The sequence below is a fragment of the Rhizobium sp. J15 genome (genome assembly GCF_002531825.1).
GTDB lineage: Bacteria > Pseudomonadota > Alphaproteobacteria > Rhizobiales > Rhizobiaceae > Rhizobium.
In genome coordinates this window covers 21,029-40,999 of the sequence record NZ_NWSX01000037.1, presented here as the reverse complement: position 1 = coordinate 40,999, position 19,971 = coordinate 21,029, and the positions used below count along the sequence as shown (strand labels likewise).

The following is a 19,971-nucleotide window of genomic DNA, read 5'->3' as shown; positions in this document are numbered from 1 at the left end:
TAAAGCACGCCCGCCTTCTGCCGATCGCAGGCATCCGGGCAGCACCTCGATGCGCGAATGATGGGTTGAGATGATTTCCGGCAACGGCTATTTCAGGCAAAACTCAGGCGGGTTCCTCCGCAAACGACAAGGCCACGGCTTCCATGATCCCAGATTTCCTCGTCACCCATTCCGGTGGCTTCCATGCCGACGAACTGCTGTCGAGCGTCATCCTGACCCGGCTGTTCCCGCAGGCGCGCATCGTCCGCAGCCGCGCACCGGAATGGATCACGCCGGGGCCAAACCGCATCATCTACGATGTCGGCGGCGCCTATGACGCCGAGGCTGGGATTTTCGATCATCATCAGCGTGGCGCGCCGTTGCGTAGAGATGGCCAGCCCTTCAGCTCCTTCGGACTGATCTGGAAGCATTACGGCCATGATTATCTCGCCGCCGCCGGCATTCCCGAAGAGCATGTCGCCGAACTCCACGCCTCCTTCGATGCGAGCTTCGTCTTGCCGGTCGACCTGACGGACAATGGCGCGCTCAGCCCCTCCGGGCCGCTCGCCGGGCTCACCCTGCCCGCCCTGCTGGAAACCTTGAAACCGGTTTTCGACGATCGCGATCCCGAGGCCGACGGCCGCGCTTTCCACGCCGCACTTGCCGTCGCCCGCAGCTTCGTCGAGGCGAAGATCGCCCAGAGCGCCGCAAAATTGCGGGCAGAGGCCATCGTGCATCAGGCCATCCGCAATACCGGCGAGCGCCGCGTTCTCGAATTGCCGATGGGCATGCCCTTTCGCCCTGCGATCGTGAAGGCAGGCGCCGATCACCTGCTCTTCGTCGTCCACCCGCGCGAAAAGGACTGGTGCGTGACCGGCATCCGCCGCGCCGACGAAGGCTTCGAACTGAGAGCCGATCTGCCCGCCGCCTGGGCCGGCCTGACCAATGGCGAGCTGGAGGCCGTCTGCGGCGTGCCCGGCGCCAGCTTCTGCCACAACGGCCGCTTCATCGCCGCCGCCAAGACCCGCGAGGCAGCCCTCGCCATGGCCGAGCTTGCGGTCGAGGAGGCTGTTTCCGGCTGAAAGGTCTGATTGCTGCAGACGCCGCAGCCCCACATCGGATTGCTGGCAGGTTGGCCCACCAACCCGCCTTCATGCTCGGGCTTGTCCCGAGCATCTGCCCCCGTTCGGTAGGGCAGCAGATCCTCGGCACAAGGCCGAGGATGACGTTGAGTAAAAGAGCGAAGCAAAAAAAAGAGGCCGGAGCTTTCACCCCGGCCTCCCGTTCAATATCAGCGAAATCGCTTAGTTCACGCTCTTGTCGACCAGCTTGTTCTTGCCGATCCAGGGCATCATGCCGCGCAGCTTGGCGCCGACTTCCTCGATCTGGTGGCTGTCGTTGTTGCGGCGGATGCCCTTGAAGCGGGCGGCACCGGAGCGGTATTCCTGCATCCACTCGGAGGTGAACTTGCCGGTCTGGATGTCCTTGAGGACGCGCTTCATCTCGGCCTTGGTTTCTTCGGTGATGATGCGCGGACCGGTGACGTATTCGCCCCACTCGGCCGTGTTGGAGATCGAGTAATTCATGTTGGCGATGCCGCCTTCATAGATCAGGTCGACGATCAGCTTCACTTCGTGCAGGCACTCGAAATAGGCCATTTCGGGCGCGTAACCGGCTTCGGTGAGCGTTTCGAAACCGGCGCGGATGAGCTCGACGAGACCGCCGCAGAGAACGACCTGTTCGCCGAAGAGGTCGGTTTCGCACTCTTCGCGGAAGTTGGTTTCGATGATGCCCGAACGGCCGCCGCCGACGCCGCAGGCGTAGGAGAGAGCGAGTTCAAGGGCGTTGCCGGAAGCGTTCTGATGAACGGCAACGAGGCAGGGAACGCCGCCGCCCTTCTGGTATTCGCCGCGAACCGTGTGGCCCGGGCCCTTCGGCGCGATCATGACGACGTCGACCGAAGCCTTCGGCTCGATCAGGCCGAAGTGAACGTTGAGGCCGTGGGCGAAAGCGATCGCAGCGCCATCGCGGATGTTCGGAGCGATGTCGGCCTTGTAGATGTCGGCCTGCAGCTCGTCCGGCGTCGCCATCATCATCAGGTCGGCCCATCCGGCGGCTTCGGCAACGGTCATGACCTTGAAGCCGTCGGCTTCGGCCTTCTTGACGGTGGGCGAACCGGCCTTGAGAGCGATGACGAGGTTCTGGGCGCCGCTGTCCTTGAGGTTCAGCGCATGGGCGCGGCCCTGCGAGCCGTAGCCGATGACGGCGACCTTCTTGGCCTTGATGAGGTTGAGATCGGCATCACGATCGTAATAGACGCGCATTTGAAGTTCCTTCCCTTGTGCTTGTCCTGTTGACTGTCATTAAGGCGAAATCAGCCGAGAGCCGGCATCTCCGCCAGTACCTTTTCCGTGCCGTAGAGCCGGAGGAAGGCGGTCACCGCCTTCTCCGCCTGGCGCGCGGTATCCTTGAGGCCGGGCTCCCCGAGCAGCATGCGCACATGCAGGTCGGAAACGACAAGACCGTAAAGCGTATGATAGGCCTCGTCGGCATCGGCAAAGCGCAGCAGCCCCGCCCTCTTGCCGGCATCGATCAGCGCCATGGCGCGCCGGTCGATCTGGCGGCGGCCGCGCTCCAGCAGAAGCTTTCCGAGCTTCGAACCGTCGCGATGGGACTGGCCGATCGCCAGCCGGTTCAGCGCCAGCGAGACATCGCCGGCCAGCACCTCGAGCAGGTCGCGCGCGAAGATGACCACATGGTCGTGCAGGCTCGCCGCCGTCAGCCGCTCGCCGTTGCGCTCGAAGGTGCGCACCTTGCTCGCCTGATAGGCGATCATCGCAGACAGCAGTCCGTCGCGGTCGCCGAACCACTTGTAGAGGCTTTCCTTGGAGCAATTGGCAGCGCGCGCCACCCCCGAGGTCGTCAGCGCCTTCTCGCCGCCATCGACGAGCAGCCGCAGCGCCTGCTCCAGAACGGCGTTCTGGCGCGGCGAAAATTCGCTCGACTCTACGGCATCGACGGACACGGTCACGGCTCCCATATACGTACCGTACGGTACGGTTCGTGAGCTTTATGCGGCAAACCGATCGGGCCGTCAAGCCGGGCCCGGCAGATTTTTATACGGGAAAGGCGGGCGCAGCACCAGAATTGGATAGGCGGACACTGATGGCGATTGCATAATGCTTGTCGAACGTCATTTGCCGGGAGCCTTCCATGCCGCGTCTGTCTGCTGCCCTTCTCCTGGCCGGAGCGATGCTCCTGGCAGCGACGCCCTTCACCGGCCGCGCCGCCGCGCAGGATAGCGAGGTCTATGACCGCATCGAGGAATTGCACGGCGATGCCGCGGGCTTCGACCGGCCGCTGCGCCAGCTCGTTCTCGCCATGCGCTCCGGCGATGCCGAGACCATTGCCGGCCTTGCCGAATATCCGCTGAGCGTGAAGGCCAATGGCGAGACCTACGATGTCGAGAACGCCGAGGATTTCGTCGAGAATTTCGACGATCTGGTGACGCCGGAGACCCGCCGCGCCGTCGGCCGCCAGCAATATCAGGATCTCTTCGTCAGCAGCGAGGGCGTCATGCTCGCCAACGGCGCCGTCTGGATGGGCGCGGTCTGCGACGACAACGCCTGCGACGAGAGCCATTGGGCGATCATCGCCATCAACAATTAGCCTCGCGCAGCCATGTCAGCCATCGCTGCGAAGCTTGCGCGCCAGCGTCTGCAGCTCCTTGAAGGCTTCGTAACGCCTGCGGTGCAGATCGGAAACCTCGCCCTCTGACGGCTGAAAACGTGTTTCCACCCTGGTGAGCTCGCCCATCGCCGCGCGCACGTCGGCAAATTGCCGGCCGGCGACGGCGCCGAGGATCGCTGCGCCGAGCAGCACCGGCTCTTCGGCCTTCGTGGCGACCACCGGCTTGCCGCTCGCATCGGCGAGCACCTGGCGCACGAAATCGTGCTGGCCGGCGCCGCCGCTGATGACGATGTTTTCGACGCTGACGCCCGCCTCGGCCTGCGTTTCGATGATCTGCCGGAGGCCGTAGCCGATGCCGCAAAGCCCGGCGATGTAGAGCGCAACCAGGCTGTCGAGATCCCGCTCCATGCCGAGACCGGCGATAACAGCCCGGGCATGCGGATCGGCAAAGGGCGCGCGATTGCCGAGGAACTCGGGAACGACATGCAGCCCGGCCGCCAGCTTGACCGCATCGGAAGCACGGCCCGCCTTGCCGGCGGCCATGTCGGCAAGCAGGACCGGCAGCGCGGTGCCCGCGCTCGTCGCAAGCTCCCTCGCCTCGCCGGCCGCCGGATGGAAGGAGAGGAGCTGGTCGATCGCCGCGCCGGCGGCACTCTGGCCGCCCTCGTTCAGCCAGAGGCCCGGCACCATCGCCGAATAGTAAGGACCCCAGACGCCGGAAACGAAAGACGGTTCCGCCGTCGAGGTCATCGTGCAGGAGGACGTCCCGAAGACATAGGCAAGATTGGCCTGCGGATCGGCGCCGACGGTTCCGACGCCGCCGGCATGGGCATCGATCAGCCCGGCCGCGACGGCCGTGCCCGGGACCAGGCCGAGTTCATCGGCTGCCGCAGCGGTCAGTCCCTGGCCAAGCGCCGACCCCGGCTCGACGATGGACGTGCCGATGCGGGCAAAACCTTCGTCTGCCAGCACGCCGAGGCCGATCTGGTGGAAATAGCCGCCGTCCCAGCGCTTCTCATGGGCGAGATAGGTCCACTTGCAGGTGACCGTGCAGGTCGAGCGCGACAGGTCGCCGGTCGCCCGCCAGGTCAGGAAATCCGCAAGATCGAAGAATTGCCAGGCGGCATCGAACACGGCGGGACGGTTTTCCCGGAGCCAGAGAAGCTTCGGCGTTTCCATCTCGGGCGAGATGCGGCCGCCGACATAACGCAGCACGTCATGCCCGAATGCATTGATGCGCTCCGCCTGCGGGACGGCCCGGTGGTCCATCCACACGATGATATCCCGGTCCGGATCTTCCGAAGGTCCGACGGGCAGCGGCTTGCCGCCTTGGCCGAGGACGACGAGCGAGCACGTCGCGTCGAATCCGAGCCCGACCACCGAAGCCCGATCGATGCCGGCTGCTGCAACCACCTCCCGCACGGCGGCGCAAACGGCGCGCCAGATCTCGCTGCTCGACTGCTCGACGATGGAACCGGCCTCATGAAACAGGCTGATATTGCGCTTGGCAGAGGCAAGCATGCTGCCGGCCATATCGAACAGGCCCGCCCGGGCGCTGCCGGTGCCGACATCGACGCCGATGACGTATTTGGCGCCGGCTTCCGGGGTGTGGGATGTGTCGCTCATGGTCTCTCGTTTCAGATCGCCGGGGATCGGGTTGATGGGCAGCCGTGGCCGGGGACGCTGACATTACGCGGTCGCGGCGACATGGCAAGGTGAGCACGCGCTGGCGAGCTCGCCGTCACAGCATGCCTCCGACATTTTCCAGAATGGCGGTCAGTTCCCCTGCCCCTGTCGCGACGGCGGCGGCTCCGGCGGCATCGAGCACCGCGCGGCGGCCGGGCCTCGGATCGGCCGGATCGACGAAACCGATGGCCGTCATGCCTGCGGCGAGTGCCGACGCCACGCCGTGGACGCTGTCGTCGATCATGACGCATCTGCCCGGACGGGCCCGGAAGCGGTCGGCGCAATGCAGCAGCAGATCGGGGGCCGGCTTCGGCCGCGAGACGGCTTCGGCGCTGAAGACGCTCTCGCCGAAGGCGCTCCAGAGATCGAGCTTGCCCAGGCTGTTGCGCAGCCGCCGCATCGTGCTGTTCGAGGCGACGCATTTCGGACGGTCGAGGCTGTTGACGACCTCGGCAATGCCGGCAATCGGCGTCAGCGAACGGGCGAATTCCTCGAACAGATGACGATGCCACTGCTCGAACAGCGCGGCGACGTCGGCGATGCCGTATTCAAGCCGGCACATTTCGGCGATGACGCTTTCCGAATTGCCGGTGAATTTGACATGGGCCTCCGCCGCGCTGATCGCAATGCCCGCGCCTTGCAGCGTTTCCGCGAGCGTACGGCTGGCGATCGGCTCGCTGTCAATCAGCACGCCGTCGCAATCGAAGATCACGAGGTCGATGCTGTCCATGGCGCCTCGGGTACCGGGATGATCGATGCGGTTATCGAGCATGCCTCACCTCCGCGCCTGCAGGGCGAGATCCGGCCGGTCCGTGGTGATCTGCCGGATCGGTTTGGCGAGCCAGTATTCGAGATCGCTCGTCTCGTTCGGAACCCAGGCGCCGAGCCGGTCGAGCGGCACGAGACGGGTGATCTCGTCCCACTGCGCCTGAAGCAGCGACTTCTCGACGGCGATGATATCCGAGCATTGCTTCATCAGGCTGAGGCCGCTCGCAAGGCCGAGGCGCTCGGCCGACTTGGCGTCGAAGGATGACAGGGTGCGAATCCCGGGCGCGGCCCTGCGGATATCGGCAAGCACATCGGGATGAAAGCTCGTCAGGATCGAGCGCTCCGTCAGACCAAGCCGCTCGACGGCGGCGAATGCCTTGGCGGCCAGCCCCTCGTAGGGCGTGCCATCGGCATGCGTCTTCAGTTCGATATGAAGCTCGAGCGGCGTGTTCTTGAAGACGGCAAGCACTTCTTCCAAGGTGGGGATCACCTCCCCGTCGCTGTCCTTGAGGTTGATTTCACGATGTTTTCCGGGGCCAAGATCGGCGACCGGGCCGCGCGCATCCGTCGTGCGTTCGAGCGTCGGGTCGTGAATGACGAGCATTTCACCCGAGCGCGTCAGGTGGATGTCGAACTCCACGCCATCGACCGGCATTTGCGCGAGTTTGCGGAAGCCCGAAAGACTGTTTTCGGGCCAGAGATTGCGGCCACCGCGGTGGCCGATAATATGCACCATCGTCTGAATATCCTTGAAATTCGGCGTGTTACTTTCCTGAATCCACCAGCCCCTTGGTGAACCAGCGTTGCATGAAGAGAATGACGGCTGCTGGCGGCAGCATGACGAGCAGTGCAGCGCTCATCGCAATGTTCCAGGCGGGCGCGGAGTCGGAGACCGGAACGAGCTGCTTCAGCCCGAGCACCGCCGTTCCCATCTCCTTGTCGGTGGTGAAGAGCAGCGGCCACAAATACTGGTTCCAGCCATAGAGAAACAGGATGATCGACAGCGCCGCGATATTGGCGCTCGACAGCGGCAGCAGGATATCCTTGAAGAACTTCAAGGGGCCGGCCCCGTCGAGCTTGGCCGCCTCGCAAAGCTCGTCGGGAACGGTCAGGAAGAACTGCCGGAACAGGAAGGTTGCCGAGGCGGAGGCGATCAGCGGCAGGATCAGGCCGGCATAGCTGTTGACCATGTTCCATTTCAACGAGGCTTCGATGCTGTATCCCGTCAGCCCTTCGACGACGCCGGAAAGACCGATGATGCCGGCGAGCCAGCGGATTGGCCCGGCGGCATCGGCGACCGCCTCATAGGTCGGGATGATGCGGACCTCGACCGGAAGCATCAGCGACACGAAGATCAGCCAGAACGCCGTCATCCGGAACGGGAAGCGGAAATAGGTCACGCCGAATGCGGCAATCAGCGAGATCGCCAGCTTGCCGACGACGATGCCGGCGGTGACGATGATCGAATTCAGGAACAGCTGCGAGAACTCGCCCTGCTGCCAGGCGGCGGCCAGTTTTCGAAGAAATGCGAGCCCGGCAGCACCGGAAACGGCGCCTGCTGAACCTCCTGCAAGGTCAGCGAGCCGGCGACGAAGGCGAAATAGAGCGGCAGGCAGACGAAAACCGCGCCGATCAGCAATATGGCGTGGCAGAAGATCGAAAGACCGAGATGGCGTTCGGGCATGGCTACACCTGGTAATTGACCTTGCGCTCGAGCGCGCGGAATTGAACGATGGTGAAGAGGATGGCGATCAGCATCAGAAGCACCGATTGCGCGGCCGACGAGCCGAGGTCGAGCTGCACAAAACCATCCTGATAGACCTTGTAGACCAGGCTGTTCGTCGCCCCCGCCGGACCGCCGCGGGTGACCGCGTCGATGATGCCGAAGGTTTCGAACAGGCCGTAGACGAAGTTCATCACCACGAGGAAGAAGATCGTCGGCGAGATCAGGGGAAGCGAAATGGTGAAGAAGCGCCGCACCGGCCTTGCGCCGTCGAGCTTCGCCGCTTCCAGCAGCGAGGCCGGCACGGCCAGCAAGGCGGCGACGAGAAAGATGTAGTCGTAACAGACATTCTTCCAGACCGAGGCGATCGTCACCAGAAGCTGCGCATCGAAAGGCCGCCGGTTCGGGTCCCATTCGAAACCGAACCCATGCAGAAGCTGCGCGACCGGCCCCACCGCCGGATTGAACAGGAAGGCCCAGATCACCCCCGATATGACAGGCGCGATCGCATAGGGAAGCAGGATGATGCTCTTGTAGATCCCCCTGCCCCTGATCACGAAATCGGTCGCGAAGGCAAAGAGACCGGCAAGCAGAAGCGTTGCGGCGTTCTGGGCAACGGTGAACCAGAGCGTGAACAGCGCGCTGCCGCGATATTCCGGGCTTGCGAACAGATTGTAGAAATTCGTGAGCCCGACGAAAATCTGGGTGCCGCCGAAGGGATCGACCTGAACGAAGGCCAGCGACAGCGCCTTGTAGGAAGGGATGAAAAAGAAGAACAGCAGGATCAGCAGCTGCGGCGCGACCAGCCCGAAGGCAAGCCACGGCCTGTTGAAGTGGGCGGACTTCAACCCGGCCTCCGACGGCTGCGTCACCGAACGGCCCGTCGACAGAAGATCCGGGATGCGAAGGCGCCGGGCGGCGCCTTCCATCTTTCCCATGGTTCTACTTTGCCGCATGAAGCTGCTCGTACTGGCGAAGGATCTGGTTGCCGCGCGCCGCCGCCGCATCCAGCGCCTCCTGCGGGGTCTTCTGGCCGGTCCACACACCCTGGATCTCTTCCACCAGAAGCGCCATCGACTGGTTATGATTGCCGAAGCGGAAGCCGCGCGAATTGTCGCTCGGCGTGCCGCGCGTCAGCTGGAGGATGGCGATCTCGCGCGTCGGGTGGTCCTTGAAATAGCCCTCGGACTTGGCCTGTTGATAGGCGGCGTTGGTGACCGGCACATAGCCGGTCTGCTTGCTCCACCAGACCTGCGTCTTCGGTGAGGCGAGGAAGTTCAGGAAGGCGGCGGCGCCGGCATATTCTTCCTCCGACTTGCCTTTCAGGACCCAGAGTGCACCGCCGCCGATGGTGCTGTTCTTCGGCTGGATACCCTCCTCATGCGGCAGGAAGGTCGCGCTCCAATTGAATTTCGCACCGCTTTCGACAGCAGCATGCGCCGCGGTGGAGGCCACATAGGTCGAGCAGGTGCCCGAGGTGAAAAACTGGTCGGGCGAGAGCCCCTGCCCGGCGATCTGCAGGATGCCGGCGTCGAGCCACGTCTTCAAGCGCGTCACCTGGCCGACGACGAGCGGGCTCTTGTTGAAGATGAATTCGATGTCGAGGCCGCCGAAGCCATTCGCCTTGGTGCCGTAAGGCTGGTCCTGGATCGCCGCGTAATTCTCGATCAGGCTCCAGTAGAAGTCGTTGGCCAGCGCCATCTGGCACTTCGAAACGCCCTTCTCCTTGATGGCGCGCAGCTGCTTGTCGAGCTCCTGCCAGGTCTCGCCCGGCTTGTCGAAGCCGGCTGCCTTGAAGTGATCGGCATTGTACCAGAAGATCGGCGTCGAGCTGTTGAAGGGCATCGCCGCCGGCTTGCCGTCGACCAGATAGAAACCGGCGACCGGCGCGACGAAATCGTTCCAGTCGATCTTGTAGCCTTCCTTCTCCATCAGTTGCGGCACCGGAATGATGGCGCCGGAATTGTACATGGTCAGGAATCCCCGCTCGGCCGCCTGGATCAGCACCGGCTGCTGGTGGACGCGGTAGGCGGCCACCATCGCCGCCATGGTCTCCTCGTAATTGCCTTTGCCGATGCCGACGACCTCGTATTTGTCCTGCGAGGCGTTGAAGTCGGCAATCAGCTTGTTGGTGATCTCGGCGAGGCGCCCGCCTGCCGCATTCCACCATTCGATCTTGACGCGATCGGCCGCGCTGGCGTCACCCGCAGCAGCCAATCCGAGCGTCACCAGAGCCGCGCCCGCCGCGAACGAGCGGATCGTCCGCCGCAAGCGGGCGCCCATCGAAGACTTTGCCGTCATTTCGTTTTCCTCTCCATAGCCGTTGTTCGCCGACCGGTGCGTCTGCGCCGGTCAACCCCTCCCAGAGTGGCGATAAAACAAGGTTGGGGTTACTTGTTACAAATGTCAATAGCGTGTTACAAATGTATGACGACAGCGAAGGAGGATGCCATGGCAGCGATCGAACTCATCGATCTGAAGAAGAATTACGGAGCGGTCCCCGCGGTAAAAGGGATCAATCTCAGCGTCGCCGATGGCGAGATGATCGTGCTGGTCGGCCCGTCGGGATGCGGAAAATCGACCCTGCTGCGGATGATTGCCGGCCTCGAAGCCATCAGCTCGGGCCACCTCAGGATCGCAGGAAACGACGTCGGCCATGTCGATCCGGCCGACCGCAACATCGCCATGGTCTTCCAGAACTACGCGCTCTATCCGCATATGACCGTTCGCCAGAATCTCGAATACGGCCTCAAGAACCGCCGCGTGCCGCGCGGCGAGATCGACCGGCGAATCGCCAACGCCGCCGGCATTCTGGAGATCGGCGAGTTCCTCGAGCGGCGCCCCCGCCAGCTCTCGGGCGGCCAGCGCCAACGCGTCGCCATGGGCCGCGCCATCGTCCGCGATCCCGCCGCCTTCCTGTTCGACGAGCCCTTGTCCAATCTCGATGCGAAGCTTCGCGTGCAGATGCGCGTCGAGATCCGCAGGCTGCAGCGGCAGCTGAAGACGACGAGCCTCTATGTCACGCACGACCAGCTCGAAGCGATGACGCTGGCCGACCGGCTGGTCGTCATGAACGGCGGCAGGATCGAGCAGATCGGCACGCCGATCGAGGTCTATCGCCGCCCCGAGACCGTGTTCGTTGCCGGCTTCATCGGCTCTCCGCCGATGAACCTGATCGATCTCGATGAGCTCGGCCCCTGCGACCTCCCGCTGCCGCGGGATACGGATCTCATCGGCATCAGGCCGGGCGCGATCAACCTCGGCGATGGTTCCGCCCAAAATCTCCAGTTCGACGCTTATGTCGAATTGATCGAGACCGTCGGCGACGAGAACAACGTGCATCTGCGCATCGACGGCAGCGATAAGCGCATCGTCGCAAGCGTGCCCACCGATCGGCACCTGCAGGAAGGCGAGCGCATGTCCTGTCGTGTGCGAAAGGATGATCTGCATCCCTTCAACAGGACGACGGGGCGGCGAACCGATTGACCGGCTGACGGCAGGCCCCTGCGATTGACAAGCGCCGGGGATTTGAGATCCATGGCGTCGAAGCGGAGGCGCAGTTTATCGCATGTCACAGAACAGAAGTGCTTCTTTCGCGTCCGTAGCGCTGCCCGACGAGCAGATGCAGGTGCGCGTGGTCTGGCTCTATTACATGGAGGGACGCACGCAGGGCGAAATCGCCGAAGCGCTGTCGACCAACCGGCTTCGCGTCAACAAGATCATCGCCGAGGCGCGCCGCTCCGGCCTGGTGACGATCACCCTCAATTCCCGGCTGACCTCCTGCGTCGCCCTGGAGCAGCTGCTGGCGGCGGAATTCAACCTCAGTCGGGCGATCATCGTACCGACGCCGGAGGATGCGGAACTCATCCCCGTCCTGCTCGGCCAGGCGGCCGCCGATTATCTCGTGCAATTGCTGAACGGCGGCAATATCCGCGGCGTCGGCGTCGGCTGGGGGGCGACGCTGCGCGAAATGGTACGCCACATGCCGTCGCTGAGACGGCCCGATCTCTGCGTCAACTCGGTCATGGGTGGGCTGACCCACGGCATCGAAATCAACACGTTCGACATTGCGAGCGATCTCGCCCGCCAGCTCAATGCCGAATGCGCCTATCTCGCAGCGCCGATCTATGCCGGCAGCCCGGAGTCGCGCACCGCGATCATCAAGCAAGACGTCTTCGAAACGGCCTTTCGCCAGATCGAGGCCAATGACGTCATCGTGCTCAGCATCGGCGACATGACCGAACGCTCACTGCTGATGCGCTACGGCCTGTCGAGCAACGTCAACATCGAGGAACTGGTCGCAGCCGGCGCCTGCGGCGATGTTCTCGGCCAATTCGTCGACAAGACAGGGCGGCCGATCGAACATGCGATCAACAGATGCGCGATCGCGCCCGAACTCGAGGCCCTGCGCGCCATTCCGAACGTCATTTTCGCCTCTGGCGGCCTGAACAAGGCGCAGGCTATCGCCGCCGTGCTGCTGTCCGGCCTGGGCAACGTGCTGATCTGCGACGAAGACACGGCCCGGCAGGCGCGACAGCTTGCACTCGATCTCCGGGCAGGCAGCGGTTCATAGAACCAAGTATGCGCGGCATCGCCAATCTATGACGCCCTGGCGCAACCGGTCGGGATCGAGAGAGGCTCCACCGGCATCGCCTTGCCGATCGCATAGAGCTTCGCGAAGCCGGCATCTTCGATAAGCGTCAGTCCGCCCGGCATCGAAGCGCCGACATAGCGGTCGGGAATATCGGCATTGACGACGAGGATGAAATCGAAACGCCTGCGCCAATCCGACAGATAGGGCGTAAAACCCTTATATTCGCGCATCATTGCGGGGCATGAAAGCACACCGATCGATACCAGATTGCCCTCGGGAACCGCGATATCAGACCATGGCGGCAGAACGGACAAAGGCTGTTTGCCTTTGGCAGTGAAGATTGTCGGCACGAAAGCATGCGAGAAGGGTACGACGAGCGCCGGCAGATGTCGGAACGTATCCAATCCCCAGGCAAAGTGCCGGTTAGAGTGCGCAAGGCTGCTGGCGGTCTCCGGTTCATGCCCCAAAGGCAGCACGGCCGCACCGGCTGGCACCTTTTTGAGCACGGTCTCGACAGCGGCGACATCTTTATGCGCCAGCCACCAATTCCACCCGATCCAGCCAGCGCGACCGAAGACCGCGAGATTGATCATCAGCGCCAGCGACAGCGCCTGCCGGCGCGTCAGATTGGCAAATGGGGACACCATCGCCATGCCGACAAGCGCCGCCATGATCGGAAAGCGCCAGCTGATCCAGCCGGTGCCGAGCATGTGACGCGGCGAAATACAGGAGAAAAGCAGCAAACCGCAAGCGGTAACGGCAAGCCCGGCATGAATGCGGATGTCGCCGGCGCGTGCGGCGCGCGTGCAGATGAGGATCAGTGGCAGAACCAACACCACATCCACGACCGGGACATAGGTGGTGATGGCGGAAAGCAGGTTCATGACGATCAGCACGATGCCATCGTTCCAGACCAGCCCAAGGCCATCGCCGCCGGCATTCGGCAAGGCGGTGGTGCGCAGATAGAGCGCGAGCGGCGGCAGAGCGCAGGCGCCGATCGCCAGCGCCAAACGGCCGGCGAGCCGCATCAGCCCCGCCTTCGACCGCAAGATGTCGAAACGCCAGGAAAATTCGAGGCCGCAGACAACAGCCATATAGAAGCCGAGCGAGAAGATGTGCATCACCGTCAGCATCAGGGCGGCGGCAAGCCGCCAGGCAAACAGCAATGCCGGATTTCCACGCTGCAGCCGCAGATCGGCGCAGGCGAAGAACAGGGCCATGCCGAGGCCGATCTGGAAATTGATGAAGCCGCCGACCATCGTCGCGCACCAGCCGAGCGACAGCATGGCGATCTGCCAATAATGCCGGCCGCCGAACAGCGCCCGGTGCAGCGCAATCGCGCCGAGCGGCGGCAGCACGATTGCCAGGAAAAGTAAGGCGCGCGCCAGCCTGTCGGCGCCGACGAGCGGCCCTATCCAGGCCGCCAGAAGATCGATCCCGACATTGGTGAAGGTGCGGCTCCAATCGATCGCATAGATCTCGGGAAAGGGCTGCTCGCCGATGCCGCCCGAAAGCAGCCAGATGCGGGCGTAGTGATTGGCGTAATCGAGAATGGGCGGAAAGCGGAACAGCACCACCAGGGCCGCGGCAAGCGCCACGAAAGCAATGATCGCAACCGTGGAATCCTGCCGGACGGTGAGATCCTCAGGTCCGGCTGCCGCATGAACAGGCGCAGCGATCCGGTCCATCATCCGGCCCGGCTGTTCTTCTTCGGGCGTGGTTCGCCTGAGGCAAAGGCCGCATCCAGTGCTGCGCGCTTGTCACCGGCGCCCATCTCCGAAAAAGCGGTCGGCAGCTCGGCCTGTTCGCCGCCGCGCAGGATCGTCTCGATCATGAACATCGGCCGCTTCTTGCTCTCCTGCACGAGACGGCCGAGATATTCGCCGATGATGCCGATGCAGATCAGCTGGATAGCGCTGAAGGCGCTGACGGCGGCCATGATCGACGACCAGCCGGTGACCGTCTCGCCCTGGAGCCAGCGCACGAAGGTATAGACGAGCAGCGCCATCGCCACACCGGCGCTGATCATGCCGAGCCATGTGGCGATGCGTAGCGGCGTCGTCGAAAAGCTGGTGATCGCGTCGAGCGCGAAGTTGATCATCTTGCGCAGCGGATATTTCGTCGTGCCGGCAAAACGGGCGTCCCGCTCATAAGGAAGAGCCACCTGCCGGCCGCCGATCCAGCTGACCATGCCGCGGATAAAGCGGTCGCGCTCCGGCATAGCCAGCAGAATATCGACGACGCGCCGGCGCATCAGCCGGAAATCGCCGGTATCGCGCGGAATGGTCACGGAAGCGAGCCTGGAAAGCGTGCGGTAGAACAGCGAAGCGGTCGCGAGCTTGAACCAGGTTTCGCCCTCACGGCGCGTGCGCTGGCCGTAGACGACGTCGGCGCCGCGCTCCATGATCGGCATCATCATCAACAGCAGTTCGGGCGGGTCCTGAAGATCGGCGTCGATCAGAAGAACGCGCTCGCCGCGCGAGGCGGAAAGACCCGCCGTCGACGCCAGCTGGTGGCCGTGATTGCGCAACAGGCGAACACCGAGCACCTGCGGCACTTTGGCCGCCAGCTCCGAAATGATCTCCCAGGTGCTGTCGGAGGAACCGTCATCGACGAGGATGAGCTCGAAGGCGTCGCCGGCAACACTCTGCGCGGCGGCAGAGGCGCGGCGGCAGAATTCGCGCAAGCCCTCTTCCTCATTGTGACAAGGCGCGACGATGGAAAGAAACGGTGCTTGCGTCATACGGACGGCGGTGCCTGCTTGATTGATGGCTCCAGCCTAGCCGGGAAAGGTCAAGCATCCTTTAATACAGGATGGCGGCCGCCGATCGCTCCCCGCGCGCTATTCCGCCGCAATGATCTCGCGCCCGCCGTCGACGTCGCGCGCCGGTGAAGCGCCGTAGAGGCGGCTGTATTCGCGGCTGAACTGCGACGGGCTTTGATAGCCGACGCGGTGGCCTGCCGTGCCGGCATCGAGACGCTCGACGAACATCAGCCGGCGCGCTTCATGCAGGCGGAGCTGCTTCTGATACTGCACCGGCGTCATCGCCGTCACCGATTTGAAGTGGTGATGGAAGGACGAGACGCTCATATTGACGCGGTCGGCCAGGTCTTCGATGCGCAGCGGCCGCGCGAAATTTTCCTTCAGCCATGCGACGGCGCGTGCAATCCTGTTGCTGTGGCTGTCCGACGTGGCGATGTTGATCAGACGGGCGCCATGCGGCCCGGTCAGCACCCGGTAGAGAATTTCCTGCTCGATCAGTGGCGCCATGGCGGGAATGTCGCCTGGACGATCGAGCAAGCGCAGCAGGCGGACGGCGGCATCCATCAGCTCCGGCGGCGCGACGTTCACCACCATGCCGCGCTGCCCGTCGGTATGAGCGGCCGGGCGGGGAATATCGATGCGGCTGAGCAGCTCCAATAGCTTTTCGGAATCGATTGCCAGCCCCAGGCAGAGATGCGGGACCTCGGGGCTTGCCTCCGTGACGCGCCAGGCGACCGGAAGGTCGAGCGAGGTGAGCAGATAGTCCCCCGTCCCGTAGCTGATAAGCTCAGTGCCGAGCTGCAGGCTTTTGGCCCCCTGCAGCACGAAGCCAAAACAGGGCCGGTAGCTGCTGTACGAGGGATCGCTGGGCTTGGAGCGGCGGCTGACGTGAAGATTGCCGATGGCGGTCGAAAACTCGCCGTCATCGGGCGCGAAGCGCATCGCGATATCGACGATTTCCTGATAGGGGCTGAAGGGCAAAGTCATGCGGCAACTCTTTCTGCCGGCTGTCTGACGCCGACGCTACCGCCCTTATCTAGAGTGCCTTTTGCGATTTCGCAAACAGGTGGGCGCCGCACTTTTGCAGGATCGTGCAAGAAGCTGAGAGGATCGCTCTAACGCCCTTGCCAACATCCGGGCAATAGTCCGCCATCCCGCTCAACCCCTCCCAACCCCAAAGGAAGCTTCAGATGGCTATCGCAAAAGGCTATGCCGCAACCGACGCGTCGCAACCGCTGACCCCCTTCACCTTCGAGCGTCGCGAACCCAATGATGACGACGTCGTCATCGCGGTTCAATATTGCGGTGTCTGCCACTCCGACATTCACCAGGCCCGCAACGAATGGGGCAATTCCATATTCCCGATGGTGCCGGGCCACGAAGTTGCCGGCGTCGTTTCCGCCGTCGGCTCCAAGGTGACGAAGTTCAAGGTCGGCGACCGCGTCGGCGTCGGCTGCTTCGTCGATTCCTGCGTCGGCTGCGCCGCGCGTGATCTGGATTACGAACACTACCTGCCGGGCCTCGTCCCGACCTATAATGGCTATGAAGCCGATGGCACGACCCCGACCTTCGGCGGCTACTCCGACTCGATCGTCGTCAAGGAAGGTTATGTGCTGCGCTTCCCAGACAATATTCCGCTCGATTCCGGCGCCCCGCTGCTTTGCGCCGGTATCACGCTTTATTCGCCGCTCGCGCATTGGAAAGCCGGTCCTGGCAAGAAAATTGCGATTGTCGGCATGGGCGGTCTCGGCCATATGGGCGTGAAGATCGGTGCTGCGATGGGTGCCGACATCACCGTCCTTTCCCAGTCGCTGTCGAAGAAGGAAGACGGTCTCAAGCTCGGCGCCAAGGACTATTATGCAACGAGCGACGCCGAGACCTTCACCAAGCTCGCCGGCAGCTTCGACCTGATCATCAACACGGTCGGCACGGCAATCGATTGGAATGCCTATCTCAACCTGTTGAAGTCTGACGGCACAATGGTTCTGGTCGGCGTTCCTGAGCACCCGGTTCCGGTCCACGCCTTCTCGGTCATCGGCGGGCGCAAGAGCCTGGCGGGGTCGATGATCGGCTCGATCAAGGAAACCCAGGAGATGCTCGACTTCTGCGGCAAGCACAACATCGTCTCGGAGATCGAGAAGATCGACATCCAGAATATCAACGAAGCCTACGAGCGGGTCGTCAAGAGCGACGTCCGCTACCGCTTCGTCATCGACATCGCCTCGCTGGCGGCTTGAGGAATAAGAGCGGCTCCTTCGGGAGCCGCTTTTTTTATGACGACACACTTGAGCTTCCTCATGCTGAGGTGCGATCCGCAGGATCGCCTCGAAGCGTCCCCCGCCAACACCGCTCCAATCCGCCAACCGGAGCACCCGCCCCGTGCTTCGGGGCTCCGGCCTTCGGCCTGCGCACCTCAGCATGAGGCTCTCTTGGCCTGCAACCGCAACAGATATTCCACCGGATTGAACGGATCAGGCCCCGAACGCGGACGCAGGCGCGGCGGCCCTGATATCGGCGCATAGTGATCGAAAGCCGTTTCCATCGTCCCTGCCCCGCTCGTCAGCCCCGGCAATTGCTGCTGGACGCTCTGGACCGTCTGAGACGCCAGCGTGCCTTCGAGACGGGCGACGCCATCGGCGATCACCGAATCCGTCGTCGTCGCGGCGGATTTCGCCAGCAGGGCCAGTATGCCGCTGAGGCTTTCGGCCGGGGTTTCGAGATGAAAGCGGTCGACCGGTTCGCAGAGCACGGTTTGCGCGGCCGAGAGCGCTGACGCCAGAACCCAGGGCGTCAGCTGCCGGAAATCGGCGGCGGTGCTGGCCGGTGAGCTGTGGCGCGCCGCCGTCATCGCCACATGGCAATCGATGACCTGCCAGCCGAAAATGCCCTGCTTCAGCGTTTCGAACACGGTTTCCTCGACCGCCCGGTAGAAGGCGACCGGCATCTGGCCGACATCCACTTCGAGCGCAAAGCTGTTGCCCGTCCCGGCAGGGCGCGGCTCGACCCGCAGGCCGATGGTGGCGAGAAACGGATTGGGCTCCTTGAAGAGGATCTGCAGGCCGTTTCCTGTTGCCGCCGGCCTCTCGGCTAGGATGACCGTGCTTTCCTCGAATCGCGCCTCAAGGCCGAAATCGGCCAGCAGGGTCGCTTGGATCACCTCCTTCTGCACCTCGCCGTAGAGCGAGACGAAGACCTCGTCGGTCTCTTCGTCCCGGTGCAGGTTGATCAGGGGATCCTGTTCGGCCATCTGGCTCAACGCCAGCCACAGCGCCGCCCTCTCCGAAGGCTGCCGCGCAAGGACGCGGGTTTCGAGTGTCGGCGGCGCGAAGTGAGCCCTGCCGGCCGCACCCTGATCGCCGCCCACGGCATCACCGATCCGGGCGCCGGCAAGCCCGCTGACGCGCGCGATCTGTCCGGCAGCAAAGCTCTCGGCGCCATGACTGCGCCCGGCCTGAAAGAGCTGGATTGCGGTCACTCTTTCCGGGCCTTTCGGCAGATCGAGATATTGCCGCAGCCGCACCGTGCCGGATGTCAGATACACATAACACAGCTTCTCGCCGCCCCAGCCGCGCTCGATCTTGAAGATCTTGCCGGCGACCGGCCCGTCCGGGTCCGGGCGCCGCTCGGGCAGGATCGCCGCGATGGCCGAGGCCAGCGCCGACACGCCGGCGCCGGTTATCGCCGCGCCGGCGAAGACCGGATGCACCAGACCTCGCGCCACCTGATCGGCCAGAGCGCTGCCGAGCCTTTCCCGCGTCAGGCGCTCGGGGGCGAGCACATAGTCGTCGAGCAGCGCCTCGTCGTTTTCCCCGAGCGCCTCGCAGAGCGCCGAAAAAAGCGGTTCGTTTCCCGGGCCCAGCGCCTCCACCCGCGCGAGCTTGCCGCCGGCATCGATGACCGAAGACATGGCGATCGGCCGGACCGAAAGCTGCGCGGCCAGCGCCTCCATCACTTCCCCGTAGCGGGCGCCGAGGCGATCGACCTTGTTGACGAAGAAGACGAAGGGAACGCCGAGCCGCCGCAGCGCCCGCACCAGCACGCGCGTCTGCGCCTGCACGCCCTCGACCGCCGAAACCACGACCACCGCCGCATCCAGCAACCCGAGCACCCGCTCTACTTCGGCGATGAAATCCGGGTGGCCGGGTGTGTCGATCAGATTGACGGTCCTGCCGTCGATCGCAAACGACACCACCGCGGCCCGGATCGTGATGCCGCGCTGCCGTTCGAGTTCGAGCGTATCCGTTTGCGTATCGCCGCTATCGACGCTGCCGGGCTTGTCGATGACGCCGGCGTTAAAAAGCAGTCTTTCGGTAAGGCTAGTCTTGCCTGCATCCACATGGGCGAGGATGCCCAGATTCATAGTGCGCATGAACCACCATCTTCTCAGAAATTCGGATGTGATTTTCGTGAGAAGTGACTCGGCGCATTGGAACCTCTGTCCGTTGTTACGGCTGGATGCGGCATCCCGGAGATGGGAGACGCGGTCGGGATGCTAAGGGCGGGCGGGGAGATGTGTCAAGCTTGGGCCTTGGCTTACCCGCGTATCGCAAAAACCAAGTCTCATTTCGGCGGTAAATCTAGCGCGCGGACGTCCACCCCACTCACCCTCATCCCTGTGCTCGTCACAGGGACCAGCAAGCCCAAGTCCTTGGGCGCGAAAGACCTTCGTTCATGAAAGTCATTCACGGCGCGGACGCGCCGTGGCTGGATTCCTGTGACAAGCACAGGAACGACGGAGGAGAAGGTGCCCCCGTGTGACACCCCCTC

The 19,971-nt window shown here is 63.7% G+C and carries 16 protein-coding genes and 1 pseudogene; 5 read left to right on the top strand and 12 right to left on the bottom strand.

What is annotated here, in order from left to right; genetic code table 11:
- The first annotated feature begins 143 nt into the window (after positions 1 to 143).
- Positions 144 to 1,061 (top strand): MYG1 family protein, encoded by a 918-nt coding sequence (locus CO670_RS24690; protein ID WP_097592661.1) that lies wholly within the window; start codon positions 144 to 146, stop codon positions 1,059 to 1,061.
- Positions 1,062 to 1,283: 222 nt separating this feature from the next.
- On the opposite strand, the gene ilvC is transcribed toward CO670_RS24690, so the two are convergent.
- Together ilvC and CO670_RS24680 are read right to left on the bottom strand one after the other, a co-directional pair.
- The gene (gene ilvC / locus CO670_RS24685; protein ID WP_004668557.1) at positions 1,284 to 2,303 is read right to left on the bottom strand and encodes a ketol-acid reductoisomerase; all 1,020 of its coding nucleotides are present in this window, start codon (positions 2,301 to 2,303) and stop codon (positions 1,284 to 1,286) included.
- Positions 2,304 to 2,353: 50 nt separating this feature from the next.
- Positions 2,354 to 3,019 (bottom strand): TetR/AcrR family transcriptional regulator C-terminal domain-containing protein, encoded by a 666-nt coding sequence (locus tag CO670_RS24680; protein WP_176539014.1) that lies wholly within the window; start codon positions 3,017 to 3,019, stop codon positions 2,354 to 2,356.
- Positions 3,020 to 3,192: 173 nt separating this feature from the next.
- On the opposite strand from CO670_RS24680, the gene CO670_RS24675 reads away from it, so the two are divergent.
- Positions 3,193 to 3,648, top strand: coding sequence for a hypothetical protein (locus CO670_RS24675; RefSeq protein WP_097592660.1), 456 nt, complete (start codon positions 3,193 to 3,195; stop codon positions 3,646 to 3,648).
- 15 nt (positions 3,649 to 3,663) lie between these two features.
- Here CO670_RS24675 and CO670_RS24670 read toward each other — a convergent pair whose 3' ends face one another.
- From CO670_RS24670 to CO670_RS24645, 6 genes and pseudogenes are all read right to left on the bottom strand, one after another.
- Positions 3,664 to 5,295 (bottom strand): FGGY-family carbohydrate kinase, encoded by a 1,632-nt coding sequence (locus CO670_RS24670; RefSeq protein ID WP_097592659.1) that lies wholly within the window; start codon positions 5,293 to 5,295, stop codon positions 3,664 to 3,666.
- 115 nt (positions 5,296 to 5,410) lie between these two features.
- Positions 5,411 to 6,127 carry an HAD family hydrolase gene (locus CO670_RS24665; protein ID WP_097592658.1) on the bottom strand — a complete coding sequence of 239 codons (717 nt, stop codon included), beginning with the start codon at positions 6,125 to 6,127 and terminating at the stop codon, positions 5,411 to 5,413.
- Positions 6,128 to 6,130: 3 nt separating this feature from the next.
- Positions 6,131 to 6,859 carry a glycerophosphodiester phosphodiesterase family protein gene (locus CO670_RS24660; RefSeq protein ID WP_097592657.1) on the bottom strand — a complete coding sequence of 243 codons (729 nt, stop codon included), beginning with the start codon at positions 6,857 to 6,859 and terminating at the stop codon, positions 6,131 to 6,133.
- 28 nt (positions 6,860 to 6,887) lie between these two features.
- Positions 6,888 to 7,807: pseudogene (locus CO670_RS24655) on the bottom strand (ABC transporter permease subunit).
- A 2-nt stretch (positions 7,808 to 7,809) separates the two neighbouring features.
- Entirely contained in the window at positions 7,810 to 8,775 is a 966-nt protein-coding gene (locus CO670_RS24650) for an ABC transporter permease subunit (protein WP_176539015.1), read from the bottom strand.
- Positions 8,776 to 8,788: 13 nt separating this feature from the next.
- The gene (locus tag CO670_RS24645) at positions 8,789 to 10,147 is read right to left on the bottom strand and encodes an extracellular solute-binding protein (RefSeq protein ID WP_097592655.1); all 1,359 of its coding nucleotides are present in this window, start codon (positions 10,145 to 10,147) and stop codon (positions 8,789 to 8,791) included.
- 150 nt (positions 10,148 to 10,297) lie between these two features.
- Between CO670_RS24645 and CO670_RS24640 the strand changes: the two genes are divergently transcribed.
- Both CO670_RS24640 and CO670_RS24635 read left to right on the top strand, forming a co-directional pair.
- Positions 10,298 to 11,332, top strand: a complete 1,035-nt coding sequence (locus CO670_RS24640) for a sn-glycerol-3-phosphate import ATP-binding protein UgpC (RefSeq protein WP_097592654.1) — start codon at positions 10,298 to 10,300, stop codon at positions 11,330 to 11,332.
- A gap of 82 nt (positions 11,333 to 11,414) precedes the next feature.
- The gene (locus CO670_RS24635; RefSeq protein WP_097592653.1) at positions 11,415 to 12,419 is read left to right on the top strand and encodes a sugar-binding transcriptional regulator; all 1,005 of its coding nucleotides are present in this window, start codon (positions 11,415 to 11,417) and stop codon (positions 12,417 to 12,419) included.
- A gap of 26 nt (positions 12,420 to 12,445) precedes the next feature.
- Here CO670_RS24635 and CO670_RS24630 read toward each other — a convergent pair whose 3' ends face one another.
- The 3 genes from CO670_RS24630 to CO670_RS24620 form a co-directional block, all read right to left on the bottom strand.
- Positions 12,446 to 14,128, bottom strand: coding sequence for a hypothetical protein (locus tag CO670_RS24630; protein ID WP_097592652.1), 1,683 nt, complete (start codon positions 14,126 to 14,128; stop codon positions 12,446 to 12,448).
- The gene (locus tag CO670_RS24625; RefSeq protein ID WP_097592651.1) at positions 14,128 to 15,183 is read right to left on the bottom strand and encodes a glycosyltransferase family 2 protein; all 1,056 of its coding nucleotides are present in this window, start codon (positions 15,181 to 15,183) and stop codon (positions 14,128 to 14,130) included. Before CO670_RS24625 ends, CO670_RS24630 begins: the two co-directional genes overlap by 1 nt.
- 99 nt (positions 15,184 to 15,282) lie before the next feature.
- Positions 15,283 to 16,191, bottom strand: coding sequence for an AraC family transcriptional regulator (locus tag CO670_RS24620; protein ID WP_097592650.1), 909 nt, complete (start codon positions 16,189 to 16,191; stop codon positions 15,283 to 15,285).
- A gap of 203 nt (positions 16,192 to 16,394) precedes the next feature.
- Between CO670_RS24620 and CO670_RS24615 the strand changes: the two genes are divergently transcribed.
- Positions 16,395 to 17,441 carry an NAD(P)-dependent alcohol dehydrogenase gene (locus tag CO670_RS24615; RefSeq protein WP_097592649.1) on the top strand — a complete coding sequence of 349 codons (1,047 nt, stop codon included), beginning with the start codon at positions 16,395 to 16,397 and terminating at the stop codon, positions 17,439 to 17,441.
- Between the two features lie 176 nt (positions 17,442 to 17,617).
- On the opposite strand, the gene CO670_RS24610 is transcribed toward CO670_RS24615, so the two are convergent.
- On the bottom strand, positions 17,618 to 19,573 hold the full coding sequence (locus tag CO670_RS24610) for a TetM/TetW/TetO/TetS family tetracycline resistance ribosomal protection protein (protein ID WP_097592648.1): 1,956 nt from the start codon (positions 19,571 to 19,573) through the stop codon (positions 17,618 to 17,620).
- Positions 19,574 to 19,971 lie beyond the last annotated feature (398 nt).